This is a genomic window from Salipiger sp. (assembly GCF_059781815.1).
The window spans coordinates 1-16,026 of record NZ_JBYNAH010000114.1 but is presented as its reverse complement, the minus strand read 5'-3'; the positions used below and the strand labels follow the sequence as shown (position 1 = coordinate 16,026).

Here is a 16,026-nt window from a genome sequence, read left to right as displayed (position 1 = left end):
CGGCAGGCCGAGCGCGGTGCAGAGCCGCGCGGCCTCGGTGCGGGCCTCCCCGGCGCGGCTGCGGCGGTTGGGCGCAAAGCGCAGCGGTAGCAAGATGTTGTCGATGACGCTGCCATAGGGCAGCAGGTTGAACTGCTGGAAGATCACGCCGATTTCCTCGGCGCGGAAACGATCGCGCGCGCCGGGCCGCAGCTTGGCAAGATCGGTGCCGGCGATGGCGACGCTGCCGGCTTGCGCGGTGACGATGCCGCAGATCAGCGACAGAAGCGTGGACTTGCCCGAGCCGCTCTCGCCCAGCAGCAGCACGCTTTCACGCGGCGCGATGCAAAGCTCGGGCACCGACAGCGCAAAGCCCGCGCCGCGCCCCCAGTGGAAGCGCAGCCCGTCGATCCGCACCGCCGGCGCGGTGAGTTCAGAGCCGTCCGGCAAGGTCGAGCACCGGGGCCTGTCTGTCGATCTCGAACGCCTGCGCACCCTGATCGCTCAACAGCTGCAGCTCGAGCTCGAGCGCGTTCGGGAAGGCCTCGAAATAGGCGAAGGTGATCTGCGTGAGCTCGGACGGCGCGGCGCAATCCAAGGCGTATTCCGCGTGGAATTCGCTGTGGCTCGGGGCGTGGTCGTCGTTCTCGTCGGCATGGTCGTCGTGCTCATGATCGTCATGATCTTCATGGGCCTGCTCGTCGTGCGCGTCCTCATGGGCGTGGTCCTCGTCATGGTCGTGCGCCTCGTCGGACTCGTGCGCCTCGATGTCCAGTTCTGCATGGGCGAGGGCGACGGTGCAACCGGCCGCGTCGGGCAGCACGAAAAGCGCGAGAGGGGCCTCGAGCTTCGAAAGCGCCAGCGTCACCGCCTCACGGTCCGCATCCGAGCGCGCGGCGTGTTCGAAGCCGACGATATCGGCCCCGGGCGCGCGCAGCTCCATCGAGATGCGTCCGCCCTCGATGGCCATGTCAAGCTGGCCGACGCCATGCTCATGGGCACCGAGCTCGCGGTGCTCCTGTGCCAGCGCTGGCGCAAGCGGCGCGGCCAACAGGATGGCCATGGCGGTGAAACGGATTGGAGGCATGCTGGGTCCTTTCGCAGTCGAATTCGCGCCGTCTAGCGGAGCAGTGTGACAATGATATAACATACCAATTCTTGAGCGAAAGCGGAGTCGAGCCCCGCGACATCTTGCGCGCCAAAGGCAGGGGCTTGTCTCATCAAGGCCGGATTTGTTCCCGGTTTGCCGTATCGGGCAGCGACGCTGGCGACCGCGAAGGCAAGAATCTCAGGGGAGGCGGAGGGCATCGCTTTGCACGGTGATTTGCAGCTTGCGGCAGGGCAGCCGGGTCTCCGATCCGCAGCGGGCGCGTGCTCGTCCTCTCCGGCGGTATCTCTGGTAGGCCCGGCAGGACTTGAACCCGCAACCAAGGCGTTATGAGCGCCCTGCTCTAACCAATTGAGCTACAGGCCCACCGTGACAGTCTCCGTAACATTCCGGGCACCGGGGTCAAGCGCTTCGCGCGGGCGGGGTGCCGGAACGTCGCCTATCGCGGGGTCCGGAGCACCATCAGCTCGCCGACGTTCTCGCGCGTGATATAGCCCAGCACCCGCGAGTCGGTGTCGATCACCGCCACCGAAGGCGCCTCGCTCAGCGCGTCGAGCGCGGTGTCGAGCGGGGCGTTGAGCGTCACCTGCGGCACGTCTTCCATCGCGGCGCCGACCTCGAGCGTATTCTTGCCCTCGGCCACGGCGTGGAACAGCGCCGTTCGGGTGAGGAACCCCGCGAGCTTGCCGTCCTCGTCGAGCACCGGGAACTCGTGCTGGGTGGTGCGGATCAGGGTCTGGGCCGCGACATGGATCGGATCGGACGGGCTCAGGCTTTCGAAGCTGGTGATCATCGCGTCGCGCGCCATCAGCCCCTTGGCCACCGCGCGCGAGCTGACATCCTGGCTCTCGGCCTGGCCGGCGAAGAACACGAAGATGGCGATCAGCAGCAGCATGAAATTGCCCGAGGCCAGCCCCCAGAAGGCAAAGAGAAACGCCATGAACTGCCCCGCGGTCGCCGCGGCGCGGGTGGCATGCACCCGGTCCATGCGGGTGGCCAGCGCGGCGCGCAGCACCCGTCCGCCATCCATCGGGAAGGCGGGCAGCAGGTTGAACAGCGCGAGGAACAGGTTCACCGCCGCGAGTTGGCCAAGGAAGGCGCCCGGGGCATTGCCGAGCTCGATCAGCTCGTCGAGATGGGTATTCGCCCCGAAGAGCATCAGCACGGCCCAGATCACGATGTTCACCGCCGGGCCCGCAAGCGCCACGAGGATCTCCTGCCGCGGGTTTTCGGGCATGCGCTCGAGCCGGGCGAGGCCGCCGATCGGCAAGAGCGTGATGTCGGGCGTCTTGATGCCGTAGCGCCGCGCGGTCAGCGCGTGACCGAACTCATGCGCCACCACGCAGGCGAAGAGCGCCAGCACGAAGCCCACGTTCTGCAACGCCGCCGCCGGCCCGCCATAGGACCAGGCGGAGACGCCGATCCAGGCCAGCAGCAGGAAGAAGGTGGCGTGCACCCGCAGCTCCGAGCCGAACAGCCGCCCGATGGGAAAAGACCAGCCCATGACCAGATCTCCTTGCTTTTCCGGCAGCATGGCCCCGCCACGCGAGCGCGGCAAGGGGGGCGCGCCGCCTAGAGCGTAAAGGCCGCAGGTACGGCGCCGGTCAGACCCGGCAGCAGGTGTGCGTCGAGCGCGAAGACGTGCCGCGGCGTGCCGGCGGCGGCCCAGATCGTGGAGAACTCGAGCAGCCGCGGATCGATCCACGCCCGGATCGGATTGAGATGCCCGACGGGGGAGACGCCGCCGATGGCAAAGCCGGTCTGGCCGCGGATCAGCGTCGCATCGGCCTTTCCCAGCGGCTCACCGGCCAGTGCCGAGGCCTTCTCGGCACAGACCTTGTTGCCGCCCGCGGTCAGGAACAGCACCGCCGCGCCGCTCTCCTCGGCGCGGAAGATGATCGACTTGGCGATCTGGTCGATCTCGCAGCCGACGCTGTCGGCGGCCTCCTGCGCGGTGCGGGCCTGACCCACCTCGCGGATCTCGGGCGTCAGCCCTGCGTCTTCCAGCGCCGCGCGGACGCGCTTGAGGCTCTTGCTCATCATGCTCTCCTGATCTTGCCGGGGCTCGTTAGACCGTGGCTGGCGTGCCGCTGCAAGAGCTTGGGATTGCGCAACCCCGCCGCGCGCCGCCATATAGACGCCATGAGCTTTGCATCCCGCATCACCCGCCTGCCGCGCCCCTATGAGCCCGACCTCGGCGCCGAGGCGCTTGCCGCCACGCCCTGGGCCGAGGGCGACACCGCCCGGCTGATCGAGGGCACCGGCGGCACCAGCCCCTATCTTCAGGGCCTGATCCGCAAGGAGGCCAGCTGGCTGCAAGGCGCGCTCGACGATCCCGAGGCGGCGCTGCCGGCGCTCTTCAAGGCACTCGAGGAGGGCGCGCCCGACGAGGTCGACGTGGCGCTTCGGCAGGCCAAGCGCCGCGTGGCGCTGCTCACCGGGCTTGCCGATCTGGCCGGGGTCTGGACGCTTGAGGAGGTCACCGGCGCGCTCACCCGCTTTGCCGATCTCGCGGTACAGAAGGCGCTTCAGGCGGCCATCGCGCGCGAGATCCGGCGCGGCAAGCTGCCGGGCGCGACCGAGGACGACATCCCCTCCGCCGGCGGCATGGTGGTTCTGGCGATGGGCAAGATGGGGGCCTTCGAGCTCAATTACAGCTCGGATATCGACCTGATCTGCCTGTTCGACGAGAGCCGCTTCGAGCGCGACGATTTCCACGACGCCCGCAGCGCCTTCGTCCGCGCCACGCGGCGGATGTCGGGCAGTCTCGGCGACCTGACCGGCGAGGGCTATGTCTTCCGCACCGACCTGCGGTTGCGCCCCGATCCGGCGGTGACGCCGGTCTGCATCTCGATGGAGGCCGCCGAGCGCTATTACGAGAGCCTCGGCCGCGCCTGGGAGCGCGCCGCCTATATCAAGGCGCGGCCCTGCGCCGGGGACTTCGCTGCCGGCGAGCGCTTCCTCGAGACCCTGCGCCCCTTCGTCTGGCGCCGGCATCTGGATTTCGCCGCCATTCAGGACGCCCACGACATGCGCCTGCGCTACCGCGACAAGCATGGTCACGGGCCGATCACCCTGCCGGGGCACGACATGAAGCTGGGCCGGGGCGGCATCCGCGAGATCGAGTTCTTCACCCAGACCCGCCAGATCATTGCTGGCGGGCGCGACCCGGAGCTGCGGGTGCGCGGCACGGTCGACGGGCTGCGGGTGCTGACCGAGACCGGCTGGGTGCCGCAAAGCGTCACCGAGAAGCTCACCGAACATTACCGGGCGCATCGCGAGATCGAGCACCGCGTGCAGATGCTGCGCGACGCCCAGACCCATCGCCTGCCGAGCCAGGATGCTGAGTTCGACCGGCTGGCGGCGCTCTGCGGGCGCGACCGGGCCGAGCTCGAGCAGGATCTAAAGCGCCGGCTCGAGGAGGTGCACGAGCTGACCGAGGGCTTCTTTGCCCCCGACGCGCCCTGCGAGACCGACGTGCCCGACGAGATCGAGCGCAGCGAGCTGGTGGCGCGCTGGCCGAGCTATCCGGCGCTGCGCTCGGGCCGCGCGGTGGAGATCTTCAAGCGCCTGAAGCCCGAGATCCTCGGACGGCTCGCCAAGGCGGCAAAGCCGCAGGAGGCGCTCTCGGCCTTCGACGGCTTCCTCGCTGGGCTGCCCGCCGGGGTGCAGCTCTTCTCGCTCTTCGAGGCCAATCCGCAGCTCATCGACCTGCTGATCGACATCGTCTCGACCTCGCCGGATCTGGCGCGGCACCTGTCGCGCAATTCGAGCGTGTTCGACGCGGTGATCGGCGGCGATTTCTTCAGCCCGTGGCCCGGTGGCGCCGCGCTCACCGCAGAGCTGAAGGAGGTCCTTGCTCGTGAAAGCGACTACGAGACCCGGCTCGACATGGCGCGGCGCTGGCAGAAGGAATGGCATTTCCGTGCCGGGGTGCATCTCTTGCGCGGGCTCAGCGAGCCGGAGGAGGCAGGCGAGCACTATGCCGATCTCGCCGAGGCCTCGCTTGCCGCGGTGCTGCCGGTGGTGACGCAGGAGTTTGCCCGCAAGCACGGGCCGGCGCCGGGGCGCGGCGCGGTGGTGGTGGGCATGGGCTCGCTGGGCGCGCGGCGGCTGCACGCGCTGTCCGATCTTGACCTGATCGCGATCTACGATCCCGACGGGGTCGAGGCCTCCGATGGGCGCCGCCCGCTGCCCGCACGGCAATATTACGCCCGGCTCACGCAGGCCGCGATCACCGCGATGACCGCGCCGATGGCCGAAGGAAAGCTCTACGAGATCGACATGCGCCTCCGCCCCTCGGGCAATCAGGGGCCGGTGGCGACCTCGCTGGCGGCGTTCCGCGCCTACCAGAGCGAACAGGCCTGGGTCTGGGAGCATCTCGCGCTGACCCGGGCGCGTGTCGTGGCGGGGCCTGCGGCGCTGGCGGAGGATGTCGAGGCGCTGCGCGCCGAGCTGCTCGCCAGCCCGCCGTCGCGCGACAAGGTGCTGGGCGAGCTTGCCACCATGCGGGCGCGCATCTCCGCCGCAAAGGGGCAGGGCGCGGCCTGGGATCCCAAGATCGGGCGTGGGCGGATGCAGGATATCGAGCTCACCGCGCAGGCCGGCGCGCTGCTCTCGGGGCAGGCGCCGCGGCGCACCACCCGTGGGCTCGCGATGGCCGCGCGCGAGGGCTGGCTTGCCAAGGCCGATGCCGATCACCTCGCCGCCACCTACCGCCTGTGCTGGAGCCTGCAGATCGGCGCCCGGCTGATCGCCGAGGGCGCGCTCGACCCGACCGAGCTTGGCGCCGGGGGCTGCGCCTTCCTGACCCGCCTGACCGGGACCGACGGACCGGACGAACTGCGCGAGAAGCTCTCCGAGATGACCACCCGCGCCGCCGATATCATCGACGCCGCCCTGCCGGAGCCCGAGACATGAAGAAGGGAACCCCCGAAGACCCCAAGGGGCTGATTGCCGAGGCCTACCGCATCGAGGGCATCACCGATGCGGAATGCCGCTCGATCTTCCTCGACTGGGCGCTGTCGCTGCCCAAGGATGCGGAGGCGCGCCCGCTGATCGAGGTGCTGCTCGACCGTCACCCTGAGGAGGGTCATCCGATGACCGCCGTTCTGCGCGAGGGCATAGAGCGCGGCGGCGCACCGCGCCGGCGGGGAGGCGCCTCGAGTCGGCGCAACTGACAGGCCGGTATAACTGACGGGCCCCCGCGACCAAGGAACCACTTGCCCCGCGCCGTGCGATGCGCTTCGCTGGCCCGACCCGGAGGAGGGGAGCCCGGCGCACGCGCTGCCGGCCAGAGCAGAGGCTTGATGCCCGAATACGTGCCCATCGCGATCCCCGACAATCCGCGGCTCGCGCAGAACATCATCCATTTCGCCCGCGCCCTTCGGCGCGCCGGTCTTCCCGTGGGGCCGGGCCGGGTGATCGACGCGATCCGCGCGGTGGCGGCGGCGGGCTTCACCGACCGGATGGATTTCTACTGGACCCTGCATGCCTGCTTCGTGAACCGCCCCGAGCATCGCGTCGTCTTTGCGCAGGTCTTCCGGCTCTACTGGCGCGACCCGCGCTACCTCGAGCACATGATGTCGATGATGCTGCCGGCGGTGCGCGGCGTGCAGGAGGAGAAGATCGCGCAATCCGCCGAGAAGCGCGCAGCACAGGCGCTGCTGGGCGACCAGATGCCCGAGATCCCGCAGTCCGAGGGCGAGGAGGAGGCCACCAAGATCGAGGTCGACAGCTCCTTCACCCTCTCGGCGGAGGAAAAGCTCAAGACGCTGGATTTCGAGCAGATGTCGACCGAGGAGATCGCCGAGGCCAAGCGCATGATCGCCCGCCTCACCTTGCCGGTAAAGCCGATCCCCTCGCGCCGCGGCATGGCGGCCCATGATGGCCGCCGCATCGACTGGCGCCGCACCCTGCGCGGCTCGATGCGGCAGGGCGGCGAGCTGCGCGAGCTCGCCCATCTCAAGCCACGCCCGCGCTGGCCCAACCTCGTGGTGCTCTGCGACATCTCCGGCTCGATGAGCCAGTATTCCCGCATGGTGCTGCATTTCCTGCACGCGGTGGCCAACGAGAAGGGCGCCGGCTGGGCCAAGGTGCACGCCTTCACCTTCGGCACCCGCCTCACCAACATCACCCGCCACCTCGCCACGCGCGATGTCGACGCGGCGCTCAAATCCGCCGGGGCCGAGGCGCAGGACTGGCAGGGCGGCACCCGCATCGGCCAGTGCCTGCACGAGTTCAACCGCGACTGGTCACGCCGGGTCATGGGGCAGGGCGCGGTGGTGCTGCTGATCACTGACGGGCTCGACCGTGACGATGCCGGGGCCTTGGAGAAAGAGATGGAGCGGTTGCACCTCTCGGCGCGGCGCCTGATCTGGCTGAACCCGCTCTTGCGCTGGGACGGGTTCGCGCCCAAGGCCGCCGGCATCCGCGCCATGCTGCCCCATGTCGACAGCTTCCGCGCCGGCCACTCGATCCGCTCCCTCGAGGAACTGGCCGAGGCGATTTCGCGCCCCGACGATGCCGGCGAGAAGGCGCGGCTGCTGGCGGCGCTCTGAGCGGCGACTGCCCGCGTCGGCGAGCTTTTGCCTATATTTTGAACAAAATGCGTCTGGTCGCGTTGTGCCCTTCAAACCGCCGTTCGTCACGAGCGGCACGGAGGAAAGGACGCAACATGAGCATGACCAAACCGTTTCTGAAAACCACCACGGCGCTGGTGATGATGGCCGGGCTCGCGCTGCCCGCACTGGCGCAGACACTCGACGGGATGACGCCGAAGCAGATCCTCAGGAGCGCACAGGACGGTTCGCTGGACGTGGGGTTCGAGACCAAGGGGATGAACCGCAAGCAGTTCGTGGCCGAGCTGGCCCGCCTTCAGGCCCTGTGCGAGGGGGGCGGCGCCCCCGAGGGTGTGACCTGCGCGCGCGTCGCCGAGCTGCCCGACGCAGCGGCGCTGGCCGGCGAGAACGGTGCGCTCAACAAGGCGGTCGAGAAGGCGCAGGCAGAGCTGGACGCAGCCCAACCCGCGGCGACTGCGGCGGGCGGCACCGAGGCGGCTCCTGCGGCCGGGGCGAATGCGGGATCGCCGGAAGCGCAGGAAATGCCGAAGCAGGCCGACGCCGCAAACCAGAACGGCGCCAGCGCCGCCGCAGGCAGCACCGGCGCGGCGCCGGAGGCTGGGGCTCAGGCGCAGGCTGGTGCCGGGACTGAAGATCCTGCCAAGGCTGCCGCAGAGGCCGCTGCAGCCGGCCTTGTCAACAAGGCCGATGAGCTGCGCGAAGCGCTCGAAGAGGCTCAGGCGCAGGACAATCCTGTCGGGGCGGCGCCGGCGCAGCCGGTGGCAGAGGCCACGCAGGCGAGCGATGGCGAGACCGAGGACGAGGCCGCCAAGAAAGCCGCGAAGAAAGCCGAGAAGCAGGCCAAGAAGCAGGCGGCGGCCGAGCAACCGAGCCTGCAGGCCGAGCCGGAACAGGTCTCGGATCAGGACCAAGCCGACGCCGCCGCCCGGATCTCACAGCAGCTCGGAGCCGCCGCCGCCGCGCTGGGGCTCTCTCAGGGGGCTGAGCCGGAAGTGGTCGAGGAAGAGGTCTCGGATGCCGATGTGCGCAGTTCCGACGAAGACTTCAGCACCCGCATCGGCCAGGCGCTCGAACAGGGGCAGCAGCGCGCCGCCGAGGGCAATGGCGGCAGCGCCGATGATAACGATCGCAACGACACGCTGCGCAATCTCGGCACCGCCGCGATTGCCGGTCTCGGGGCGGTAGCGCTGAGCAAGTTCCTGTCGGACGACGCCAAGGTGGTCGAGAACACCGGCGACCGTCTGGTGGTCGAGGAGAACGGCCAGTACCGCGTGCTGCGCAACGACGACGTGCTGCTGCGCCGCCCGGGCTCGGACGTGACCACCTATCGCTACGATGACGGCTCTACCCGCACCGTTGTCGAGTACGAGGATGGCAACGCGGTCGAGACCGTGAAGGCCGCCGATGGCCGGGTGCTGCGCCGCATCCGCGCCCTGCCGGATGGCGAGCAGATCGTGCTCTTCGACGACACGCAGGCCGAGCAGCAGGTGGTGGTCAACGATCTGCCGCAGACCCAGGAGACCCCGCGCCGGATGAACATCCGAGAGGTCGACGAGGCCGATCTGGCCGCGGCGCTGGCCGCCGAGACCGGCACCGATGTGGGCCGCACGTTCTCGCTCAACCAGATCCGCAACATCGACAACGTGCGCCATCTGGTGCCCGAGATCAGCGTCGACTCGATCAACTTCGAGACCGGCTCGGCGGCGATCCGTCCGCAGGAGGCGCAGGCGCTGGCGGCGCTCGGCAATGCCATGAAGCGTGTCATCGCCGACAACCCGGGCGAGGTCTTCCTGATCGAAGGCCATACCGATGCGACGGGTGGCTGGGGCTACAACCTCGCGCTCTCGGATCGTCGCGCGGAGTCGGTGGCGCTGGCGCTGACCGAGTATTTCGACGTGCCGCCCGAGAACATGGTGCTGCAGGGCTATGGCGAGAGCGATCTGGCCATCGAGACCCAGACCTCGGAACGCGCCAACCGTCGCGCCGCGGTGCGTCGCATCACGTCGCTTCTGCAGGGTAGCTGACCCGCAGGTAGACGGACGACAAAGGGGCGCCTTGGCGCCCCTTTTTTTCTGCGTCGCTCAAGCGCGGCGGGGGCCTTGCCGCGCGGCATCAGCCCGCCGGGTCCGGTTTATTTGCGGATTTCCGGCGGGACTTACAGCGACCGGGCCCTGCACCGAACCGCAGGGACTGACGCGAGCAGCGTTCAAGCGGCGCCTCCGGCGCGTGCCTCAATCCTTTGTTTTCATTCGCTATGTTCAGGGTTTCTCAGTATCTCCCGCACCTCCCGTGCATCCTTGCGGCGCGACCGGCCGGGGCAGGAGACCAGCCTCACGTCGCCCGCCTTGATCTGAGTCATGCAAAAGTCGGAATGTGATATGCATTCTGAAAACAGAATGTCATACGCAAGGGAGGGTCGCATGACCTGGAACTGGAAAATCGGGGGCGTGCTGCTGGGCGTGGTGTTCTTTGCCGCCGTCCTGCTGGTGAAGCCCATCGGGGTGAGCACCCAATTCGTCATCCTCGACGGCATCGTGGCCGACGCGGTCTCGCCCGAGTTCATCACCCAGACCGACGAGGGCTGGACCTCGACCAACGCCTATATGGCGAAATCCGGCGGCAAATACGCCAAGAGCGCCGCCAACCCGCTGAACTACAGCTTCATCTTCGTGCTGGCGATGGCCGCCGGCGCGTTGCTGTCGTCGCTGCTGAAAGGCGGCGTCTCGCGCGAGGAGCGCCGCGCCCCGGCGATCTGGCGGGCCAATTTCGGCGACAGCCCTGGCACGCGCTACCTCGTCGCCTTCCTCGGCGGCTTCGTCGTGCTTTACGGCGCCCGGCTCGCGGGCGGCTGCACCTCGGGGCACATGATGTCTGGGATGATGCAGACCGCGCTCTCGGGCTACATCTTCGCCGCCGGCGCCTTCCTCGCCGCGGTGCCCGTCGCCATGACCATGTACCGGGAGGACTGAGCCATGCAGATCGTGCTCGCCATCGTCATCGGCGCTGCCTTCGGCTTCGTGCTGGACCGCATCGGCGCCACCAATCCCAACGTCATCACCGGCATGCTGACACTGCGGCGGCTGCGGCTGATGAAGACCATCCTGCTGGCCATCGGCACCGGCTCGATCCTGATGTTCGGCGGCCAGATGATCGGCCTCGTCGAGGTCGGCCACATGTCGGTGAAGGCAGCCTATATCGGCGTGTTCATCGGCGGCCTGCTGCTGGGCGCAGGCTGGGCGGCCTCGGGCTTCTGCCCCGGCACCGGCGTCTGCGCCGCCGCCACGGGCCGCAAGGATGCGCTGTTCTTCATCGCCGGCGGTCTCTTCGGTGCCGCCGCCTACATGGCGACCTACCCGGTCTGGAAGGCCAGCGGCCTGCTCGCGGACATCGCCGGCGGCAAGGTCACGCTGGGTACCGTGCCCGGCTCGGACTACGCGGGCCTCTTCGCGGTCTCGGGCGACCTTCTGGGCATCGCGCTGGGGCTGGTCTTCGTGCTGGTGGCCTTCGTGCTGCCGGACGGCTTCGGCGGCGGTCACGTCGAGAAGCACGTCCCGGCGGAGTAAGCGCTCCGGAGCAAGCGCCCGCATCGCGTCAACCGGGCCCCGCCGGTCTCTGGCGGGGCCCGGTCCGTTCGCGGAGGCCGGTCAGGCGGCGTCGCGCTCGGCAAACACCTCCTGGGCGACGGCAAGCGCATTGAGCGCCGCGGGAAAGCCTGCATAGACCGCCATCTGCATCATCACCTCGACGATCTCCGTCCGCGTCACCCCGACATTCAGCGCCCCGTGCACATGCACGCCCAGCTGCCTCTGTGCCGTGCCCATGGCCGAGAGCGCCGCCACGGTGGCGATCTCGCGATCGCGCAGCGACAGGCCCTCGCGGGCATAGATGTCGCCGAAGGGAAACTCGAAGAGCAGCTCGGCGAAATCGGGGGCGATGTCCTGCAGGCTGGCGATCACCGCCTCTCCGGCGGCGCCGTCGATCTCATTCAGCAGCCTGCGGCCGCGCTCCGCTCTGGTCTCTGTCGTCTGGTGCGTCATGGTCAGGTCCTTTCGCGTCTGACATCATCGCCTCGTAGGTGGCGATCTTGGTGTCGAGAACGGAAAGGCACTCCTGCAACTCCGCCACGCGGGCGGCGACCTCGGCCCGGTGGTCGCGCAGCATGCCGGCGCGCTCGGGGGCGGTGTGATCGCCCTCGGCCCGCGCCCGCGCATAGGCCAGCATCTCGGAGATCGACATGCCGGTGGTCTTGAGCCTGTGCAGGAATTCGGCCCAGCGCAGCTCGGCGTCGCCATAGACACGGTGTCCGGCGCTGTCGCGCAGGGGCGGGTCGATGAGGCCGATCTTCTCGTAATAGCGCAGCGTATCCACCGGGAAGCCGGTGGCCCGCGCGAACTCGGCGATCCGCATGATCCGGGCTCCTCTCCGTTCGACGCTTCCCTTGCTAGGGGTTGGAGCGCACTCCAGGTCAAGCGGAAAGTTGAGTGAGGGGGGGCGGAGACGGGGAGGGGCCGGGCTGGTGGGCCTCCACCCGTAAAGGCCGCAAACGCTCCCAAGAAGCGTTTGCCGGGCCCAAGGGGGCCCGGACAGGCTGGGCTCCGCCCGTAAACGCCTCAAACGCTCCCCCGGAGCATTTGCCGGGCCCCAAGGGGCCCGGACCGGCGTTTACACCATCATTTCCTTGGTGGCCGAGAGGGTGATCTCGGGATAGTCGCGCACCACGCGGTCGATGTCCCATTGCAGGCGGGTCATGTAGACCACGTCGCCGTCATTGTCGTGGGCGATGTGCTGCTTGTTGGCGTTGACGAATTTCTCCACCGCCGCCTTGTCGCCATGCACCCAGCGCGCCGAGGTGAACTGAGAGGCCTCGAAGCGCACCGGCAGGCCGTATTCCTGCTCGATCCGCGCGCCCAGCACCTCGAACTGCAGCGCGCCGACGACGCCGACGATGTAGCCCGAGCCGATATTCGGCTTGAAGACCTTGGCCGCACCCTCTTCGGCGAACTGGAACAGCGCCTTCTCGAGGTGCTTGGCCTTCATCGGGTCGCCCGCGCGCACGCCCTGCAACAGCTCTGGTGCGAAGGAGGGGATGCCCGTCACCTTCAGCGCCTCCCCCTCGGTCAGCGTGTCGCCGATGCGCAGCTGGCCGTGGTTGGGAATGCCGATGATGTCGCCGGCCCAGGCCTCTTCCGCCAGCTCGCGGTCGGAGGCGAGGAACAGCACCGGCGCGGTGATGCTCATCGGCTTCTTGGAGCGCACATGGGTGAGCTTCATGCCGCGGTTGAAATGCCCCGAGCTGAGGCGCACAAAGGCCACCCGGTCGCGGTGCTTGGGATCCATGTTGGCCTGCACCTTGAAGACGAAGCCCGAGACCTTCTTCTCGTCGGGCGAAATCTGCCGCGGCTCGGCGCTGGTCGGCTGCGGCTCGGGGGCGAGGCTGCCGATGCCGTCCATCAGCTCCTTGACGCCAAAGGAGTTGATCGCCGAGCCGAACCAGATCGGGGTCATGTGGCCTTCAAGCACCGCCTGCGGATCGAGCGCCGGCAACAGCTCACGCGCCATCTCGATCTCTTCTTTGAGCTGCTCGAGCAGCTCCGCCGGCACGTGCTCGGCCAGCTTGGGATCGTCGAGCCCGTCGATCTTGATCGATTCCGCCACCTTGTTGCGGTCGGCCCGGTCCATCAGCTCGAGCCGGTTGCGCAGCATGTCGTAGCAGCCGACGAACTCGCGCCCCATGCCGATCGGCCAGGAGGCCGGCGTCACGTCGATGGCGAGGTTCTCCTGGATCTCGTCGATGATCTCGAAGACGTCGCGCGCCTCGCGGTCCATCTTGTTGCAGAAGGTCAGGATCGGCAGGTCGCGCAGGCGGCAGACCTCGAAGAGCTTCTGGGTCTGGCTTTCCACGCCCTTGGCGCCGTCGATCACCATGATCGCCGCGTCCACCGCGGTCAGCGTACGGTAGGTGTCCTCGGAGAAATCCGAGTGGCCGGGCGTGTCGACGAGATTGTAGCGGAAGTCGCCGTAATCGAAGGACATGGCCGAGGCCGAGACCGAGATCCCGCGCTCCTGCTCCATCTTCATGAAGTCCGAGCGCGTGCGCCGCGCCTCGCCCTTGGCGCGCACCTGTCCGGCCATCTGGATGGCGCCGCCATAGAGCAGGAATTTCTCCGTCAGCGTGGTCTTGCCGGCATCCGGGTGCGAGATGATCGCAAAGGTGCGGCGGCGGGCGATTTCCGCGGGGAGGTCGGGGCGGTTCGAGGGCGTGTCCAGCATGAGCGCGCATATAACCCCGGCCATGCGCCAAGGGAAGAGCGGCCTGCGCGGAACCGCCGCCGCGCCTCGCGGGTTCTGACCGCGACAGAAGGAGGACCGATCATGGCCAACCCGAGCCTGAAGAACGAGAAACTCTACGAAGACCTGCGCGACGAGGGCATGTCGAAGGAAAAGGCCGCCCGCATCTCCAACGCGCAGGCCAATGACGACATGAACCCGTCCGAGAAAGGCGGCAAGGCGCCGCCCTACGAAGAGTGGACCAAGGACGACCTCTATGCCCGCGCGCAGGAGATCGGCATCGACGGGCGCTCGGACATGACCAAGGACGAGCTCATCGAGGCTCTGCGAAATCACTGAGCGCGCCTGCGCCCGGGGCCATTCTCTTGCGTGGGACGACCTGGACGGGTCCCGGCGCGCATCCCCGGCGACGCGCCCGGACGCGATCGCCGGCCTGCCTCCGGCGGGAGTATTTTTGACGAAGAGAAGCCAGGGGCGCTCTCCTCGTGTCTTCTCTGGTTTCAAAATACCTCGGGGGTGAATTGGCCGTAGGCCAAGAGGGGGCTGGCCCCCTGACACGCCAGACGTTTGCGCCGCTGTCGGGCCCGGAGCGCGCGCGTCGCAAGCGGTCGAATGCGCCCGAAAGCGCCGCAATCTTCAGCAATGTCGCGAAGCGCACGCCGCGTGACGCTGCGGCGCTCGCAAAGCGTTGGTTCCTGCGGCATGGATCCGGGAGATCCCAGCCCGCAATCCGAGAGGCCCCGCATGATTTCCGTCCTTGGCAGCGTCTGGGCGCTTTTGCTCGGCACGCTCCTCATCATGCTGGGCAACGGCATGCAGTTCACCCTGATCGGCCTGCGCGGCGACATCGAAGGCTTCTCCGCCGCGGCGCTCGCCATCATCACGTCCGGATATTACATCGGCTTTCTCTCCGGCGCCCGCGTCACGCCGATCCTGATCCGCCGGGTGGGGCACGTGCGGGTCTTCGCGGCGCTGGGTAGCTTCATGTCCGCCGGGCTCATCGCCTTCCCTCTGGTCACCGAGACCTGGGCCTGGACGCCGCTGCGCCTGATCATCGGCTTCTGCATGTCCGGGGTCTACGTGGCCGCCGAAAGCTGGCTGAACCACGCCGCCACCAACGACACCCGCGGCAAGATCCTTTCGGCCTACATGATCGCCCAGACCCTCGGCGTGATCGGCGCGCAATGGCTGCTGACCTTCGGAGACGCCGCCACCTCGGCGCTGTTCATCGTCGCCTCGATCCTCGTCTCGCTGTCCTTCGGCCCGATCCTGCTCTCGGCCACACCGACCCCCGCGGTCAGCGTCGCGCGGCCGATGTCGCTGCGCCAGCTCTTCGGGATCGCGCCGCTGGCCACCGTGGGCACGTTCTTCCTCGGCAGCATCTACGCCACGCAGTCCGGCATGGGAGCGGTGTTCGGAACCCAGATCGGCCTATCGACACCGCAGATCGCGCTGTTCGTGGCGACGCTCTTCGCCGGCGCGCTCGTCCTGCAATACCCGATCGGCTGGCTCTCCGACATCATGGACCGGCGCAAGCTGATCTTCGCCGCGGCAGCGATCGGCGCGGGCTCCTGCGCCCTCGGGCTGACCACCGCCGCCCATCCGGAGCTGCTGCTGGTCGCGGCCTTCCTTGCCGGAGGCGTCACCACGCCGCTCTATTCGCTGTTCCTCGCCTACACCAACGACGACCTGCCCGCCGACGACATGCCGGCCGCGTCGGGCGGCCTGGTCTTCATCTTCGGCCTCGGCGCGATCGCCGGCCCGCTGCTCAGCGGCTGGGCGATGCAGACGCTTGGCCCGCAGGGCTTCTGGCTGGTGCTGACCGTGACCTTCTCGGGCATCGCGCTCTATGCGCTCTACCGCATGACACAGCGCCCGGCGCCGCAGGTGGAAGACACCGAAAGCTACCTCAACGTGCTGCCGACGACCTCTCCGGTGGCGGTCGAGGTTGCGACGAGCTGGGCGGTCGAACAGGCAGAGGCCTCCCACGACGATCCGCCCGCCGAGTGACGGCGCCTCGTCGGTCCCGGCTCAAACGCCCCCCAATAAATTAAAAAGGTAAGCCACAAA

The 16,026-nt window shown here is 68.4% G+C and carries 15 protein-coding genes and 1 tRNA gene; 8 read left to right on the top strand and 8 right to left on the bottom strand.

The features are described from left to right. From AC6RA4_RS14250 to AC6RA4_RS14230, 5 genes are all read right to left on the bottom strand, one after another. Window positions 1-429, bottom strand: a 429-nt coding sequence (locus AC6RA4_RS14250) for an ATP-binding cassette domain-containing protein (RefSeq protein WP_500161359.1), incomplete at its 3' end; no start/stop codon positions are given. Continuing rightward, window positions 413-1,066, bottom strand: a complete 654-nt coding sequence (gene zrgA / locus AC6RA4_RS14245; RefSeq protein ID WP_500161357.1) for a zinc uptake protein ZrgA — start codon at window positions 1,064-1,066, stop codon at window positions 413-415. The genes zrgA and AC6RA4_RS14250, both read right to left, overlap by 17 nt. A gap of 310 nt (window positions 1,067-1,376) precedes the next feature. Then, window positions 1,377-1,453 (bottom strand) — tRNA-Ile (locus AC6RA4_RS14240). Window positions 1,454-1,526: 73 nt separating this feature from the next. After that, window positions 1,527-2,591, bottom strand: a complete 1,065-nt coding sequence (locus AC6RA4_RS14235) for a site-2 protease family protein (RefSeq protein ID WP_500161356.1) — start codon at window positions 2,589-2,591, stop codon at window positions 1,527-1,529. A gap of 68 nt (window positions 2,592-2,659) precedes the next feature. Continuing rightward, window positions 2,660-3,127, bottom strand: coding sequence for a YbaK/EbsC family protein (locus AC6RA4_RS14230; protein ID WP_500161354.1), 468 nt, complete (start codon window positions 3,125-3,127; stop codon window positions 2,660-2,662). A gap of 102 nt (window positions 3,128-3,229) precedes the next feature. Here AC6RA4_RS14230 and glnE point away from each other — a divergent pair, with 102 nt between their 5' ends. The 6 genes from glnE (at window position 3,230) to AC6RA4_RS14200 (ending at window position 11,231) form a co-directional block, all read left to right on the top strand. Continuing rightward, window positions 3,230-6,007 (top strand): bifunctional [glutamate--ammonia ligase]-adenylyl-L-tyrosine phosphorylase/[glutamate--ammonia-ligase] adenylyltransferase, encoded by a 2,778-nt coding sequence (glnE, locus tag AC6RA4_RS14225; RefSeq protein WP_500161352.1) that lies wholly within the window; start codon window positions 3,230-3,232, stop codon window positions 6,005-6,007. Then, window positions 6,004-6,267 (top strand): hypothetical protein, encoded by a 264-nt coding sequence (locus tag AC6RA4_RS14220; RefSeq protein ID WP_500161350.1) that lies wholly within the window; start codon window positions 6,004-6,006, stop codon window positions 6,265-6,267. The genes glnE and AC6RA4_RS14220 overlap by 4 nt, the downstream gene beginning before the upstream one ends. Before the next feature lie 129 nt (window positions 6,268-6,396). Next, window positions 6,397-7,647 (top strand): vWA domain-containing protein, encoded by a 1,251-nt coding sequence (locus tag AC6RA4_RS14215; RefSeq protein WP_500161348.1) that lies wholly within the window; start codon window positions 6,397-6,399, stop codon window positions 7,645-7,647. Between the two features lie 116 nt (window positions 7,648-7,763). After that, window positions 7,764-9,692: an OmpA family protein gene (locus tag AC6RA4_RS14210; protein ID WP_500161346.1), complete on the top strand. Its 1,929-nt coding sequence runs from the start codon at window positions 7,764-7,766 to the stop codon at window positions 9,690-9,692. A gap of 396 nt (window positions 9,693-10,088) precedes the next feature. After that, window positions 10,089-10,637, top strand: coding sequence for a YeeE/YedE thiosulfate transporter family protein (locus AC6RA4_RS14205; RefSeq protein WP_500161344.1), 549 nt, complete (start codon window positions 10,089-10,091; stop codon window positions 10,635-10,637). 3 nt (window positions 10,638-10,640) lie between these two features. After that, window positions 10,641-11,231, top strand: a complete 591-nt coding sequence (locus AC6RA4_RS14200) for a YeeE/YedE thiosulfate transporter family protein (RefSeq protein WP_500161343.1) — start codon at window positions 10,641-10,643, stop codon at window positions 11,229-11,231. A gap of 81 nt (window positions 11,232-11,312) precedes the next feature. Here the strand turns inward: AC6RA4_RS14200 and AC6RA4_RS14195 are convergent, their stop codons facing one another. From AC6RA4_RS14195 to AC6RA4_RS14185, 3 genes are all read right to left on the bottom strand, one after another. Further along, a complete protein-coding gene (locus AC6RA4_RS14195; protein WP_500161341.1) occupies window positions 11,313-11,705 on the bottom strand; it encodes a carboxymuconolactone decarboxylase family protein in 393 nt (130 codons plus the stop codon). After that, a complete protein-coding gene (locus AC6RA4_RS14190; RefSeq protein ID WP_500161339.1) occupies window positions 11,650-12,075 on the bottom strand; it encodes a MerR family transcriptional regulator in 426 nt (141 codons plus the stop codon). The genes AC6RA4_RS14195 and AC6RA4_RS14190 overlap by 56 nt, the downstream gene beginning before the upstream one ends. A 255-nt stretch (window positions 12,076-12,330) precedes the next feature. Beyond that, a complete protein-coding gene (locus AC6RA4_RS14185) occupies window positions 12,331-13,938 on the bottom strand; it encodes a peptide chain release factor 3 (RefSeq protein ID WP_500161337.1) in 1,608 nt (535 codons plus the stop codon). 102 nt (window positions 13,939-14,040) lie between these two features. On the opposite strand from AC6RA4_RS14185, the gene AC6RA4_RS14180 reads away from it, so the two are divergent. Together AC6RA4_RS14180 and AC6RA4_RS14175 are read left to right on the top strand one after the other, a co-directional pair. Further along, complete coding sequence (locus AC6RA4_RS14180; protein WP_500161335.1) at window positions 14,041-14,295, top strand: DUF7218 family protein; 255 nt, start codon at window positions 14,041-14,043, stop codon at window positions 14,293-14,295. A gap of 405 nt (window positions 14,296-14,700) precedes the next feature. Further along, window positions 14,701-15,966, top strand: a complete 1,266-nt coding sequence (locus tag AC6RA4_RS14175) for an MFS transporter (RefSeq protein ID WP_500161334.1) — start codon at window positions 14,701-14,703, stop codon at window positions 15,964-15,966. Window positions 15,967-16,026: the final 60 nt, after the last annotated feature.

What these genes read in the sequence shown, in the direction of transcription:
- zrgA (WP_500161357.1), bottom strand. Translation starts at nt 1,066, where the DNA reads ATGCCTCCAATCCGTTTCACCGCCATGGCCATCCTGTTGGCCGCGCCG.
- AC6RA4_RS14235 (WP_500161356.1), bottom strand. Translation starts at nt 2,591, where the DNA reads ATGGGCTGGTCTTTTCCCATCGGGCGGCTGTTCGGCTCGGAGCTGCGG.
- AC6RA4_RS14230 (WP_500161354.1), bottom strand. Translation starts at nt 3,127, where the DNA reads ATGAGCAAGAGCCTCAAGCGCGTCCGCGCGGCGCTGGAAGACGCAGGG.
- glnE (WP_500161352.1), top strand. Translation starts at nt 3,230, where the DNA reads ATGAGCTTTGCATCCCGCATCACCCGCCTGCCGCGCCCCTATGAGCCC.
- AC6RA4_RS14220 (WP_500161350.1), top strand. Translation starts at nt 6,004, where the DNA reads ATGAAGAAGGGAACCCCCGAAGACCCCAAGGGGCTGATTGCCGAGGCC.
- AC6RA4_RS14215 (WP_500161348.1), top strand. Translation starts at nt 6,397, where the DNA reads ATGCCCGAATACGTGCCCATCGCGATCCCCGACAATCCGCGGCTCGCG.
- AC6RA4_RS14210 (WP_500161346.1), top strand. Translation starts at nt 7,764, where the DNA reads ATGAGCATGACCAAACCGTTTCTGAAAACCACCACGGCGCTGGTGATG.
- AC6RA4_RS14205 (WP_500161344.1), top strand. Translation starts at nt 10,089, where the DNA reads ATGACCTGGAACTGGAAAATCGGGGGCGTGCTGCTGGGCGTGGTGTTC.
- AC6RA4_RS14200 (WP_500161343.1), top strand. Translation starts at nt 10,641, where the DNA reads ATGCAGATCGTGCTCGCCATCGTCATCGGCGCTGCCTTCGGCTTCGTG.
- AC6RA4_RS14195 (WP_500161341.1), bottom strand. Translation starts at nt 11,705, where the DNA reads ATGACGCACCAGACGACAGAGACCAGAGCGGAGCGCGGCCGCAGGCTG.
- AC6RA4_RS14190 (WP_500161339.1), bottom strand. Translation starts at nt 12,075, where the DNA reads ATGCGGATCGCCGAGTTCGCGCGGGCCACCGGCTTCCCGGTGGATACG.
- AC6RA4_RS14185 (WP_500161337.1), bottom strand. Translation starts at nt 13,938, where the DNA reads ATGCTGGACACGCCCTCGAACCGCCCCGACCTCCCCGCGGAAATCGCC.
- AC6RA4_RS14180 (WP_500161335.1), top strand. Translation starts at nt 14,041, where the DNA reads ATGGCCAACCCGAGCCTGAAGAACGAGAAACTCTACGAAGACCTGCGC.
- AC6RA4_RS14175 (WP_500161334.1), top strand. Translation starts at nt 14,701, where the DNA reads ATGATTTCCGTCCTTGGCAGCGTCTGGGCGCTTTTGCTCGGCACGCTC.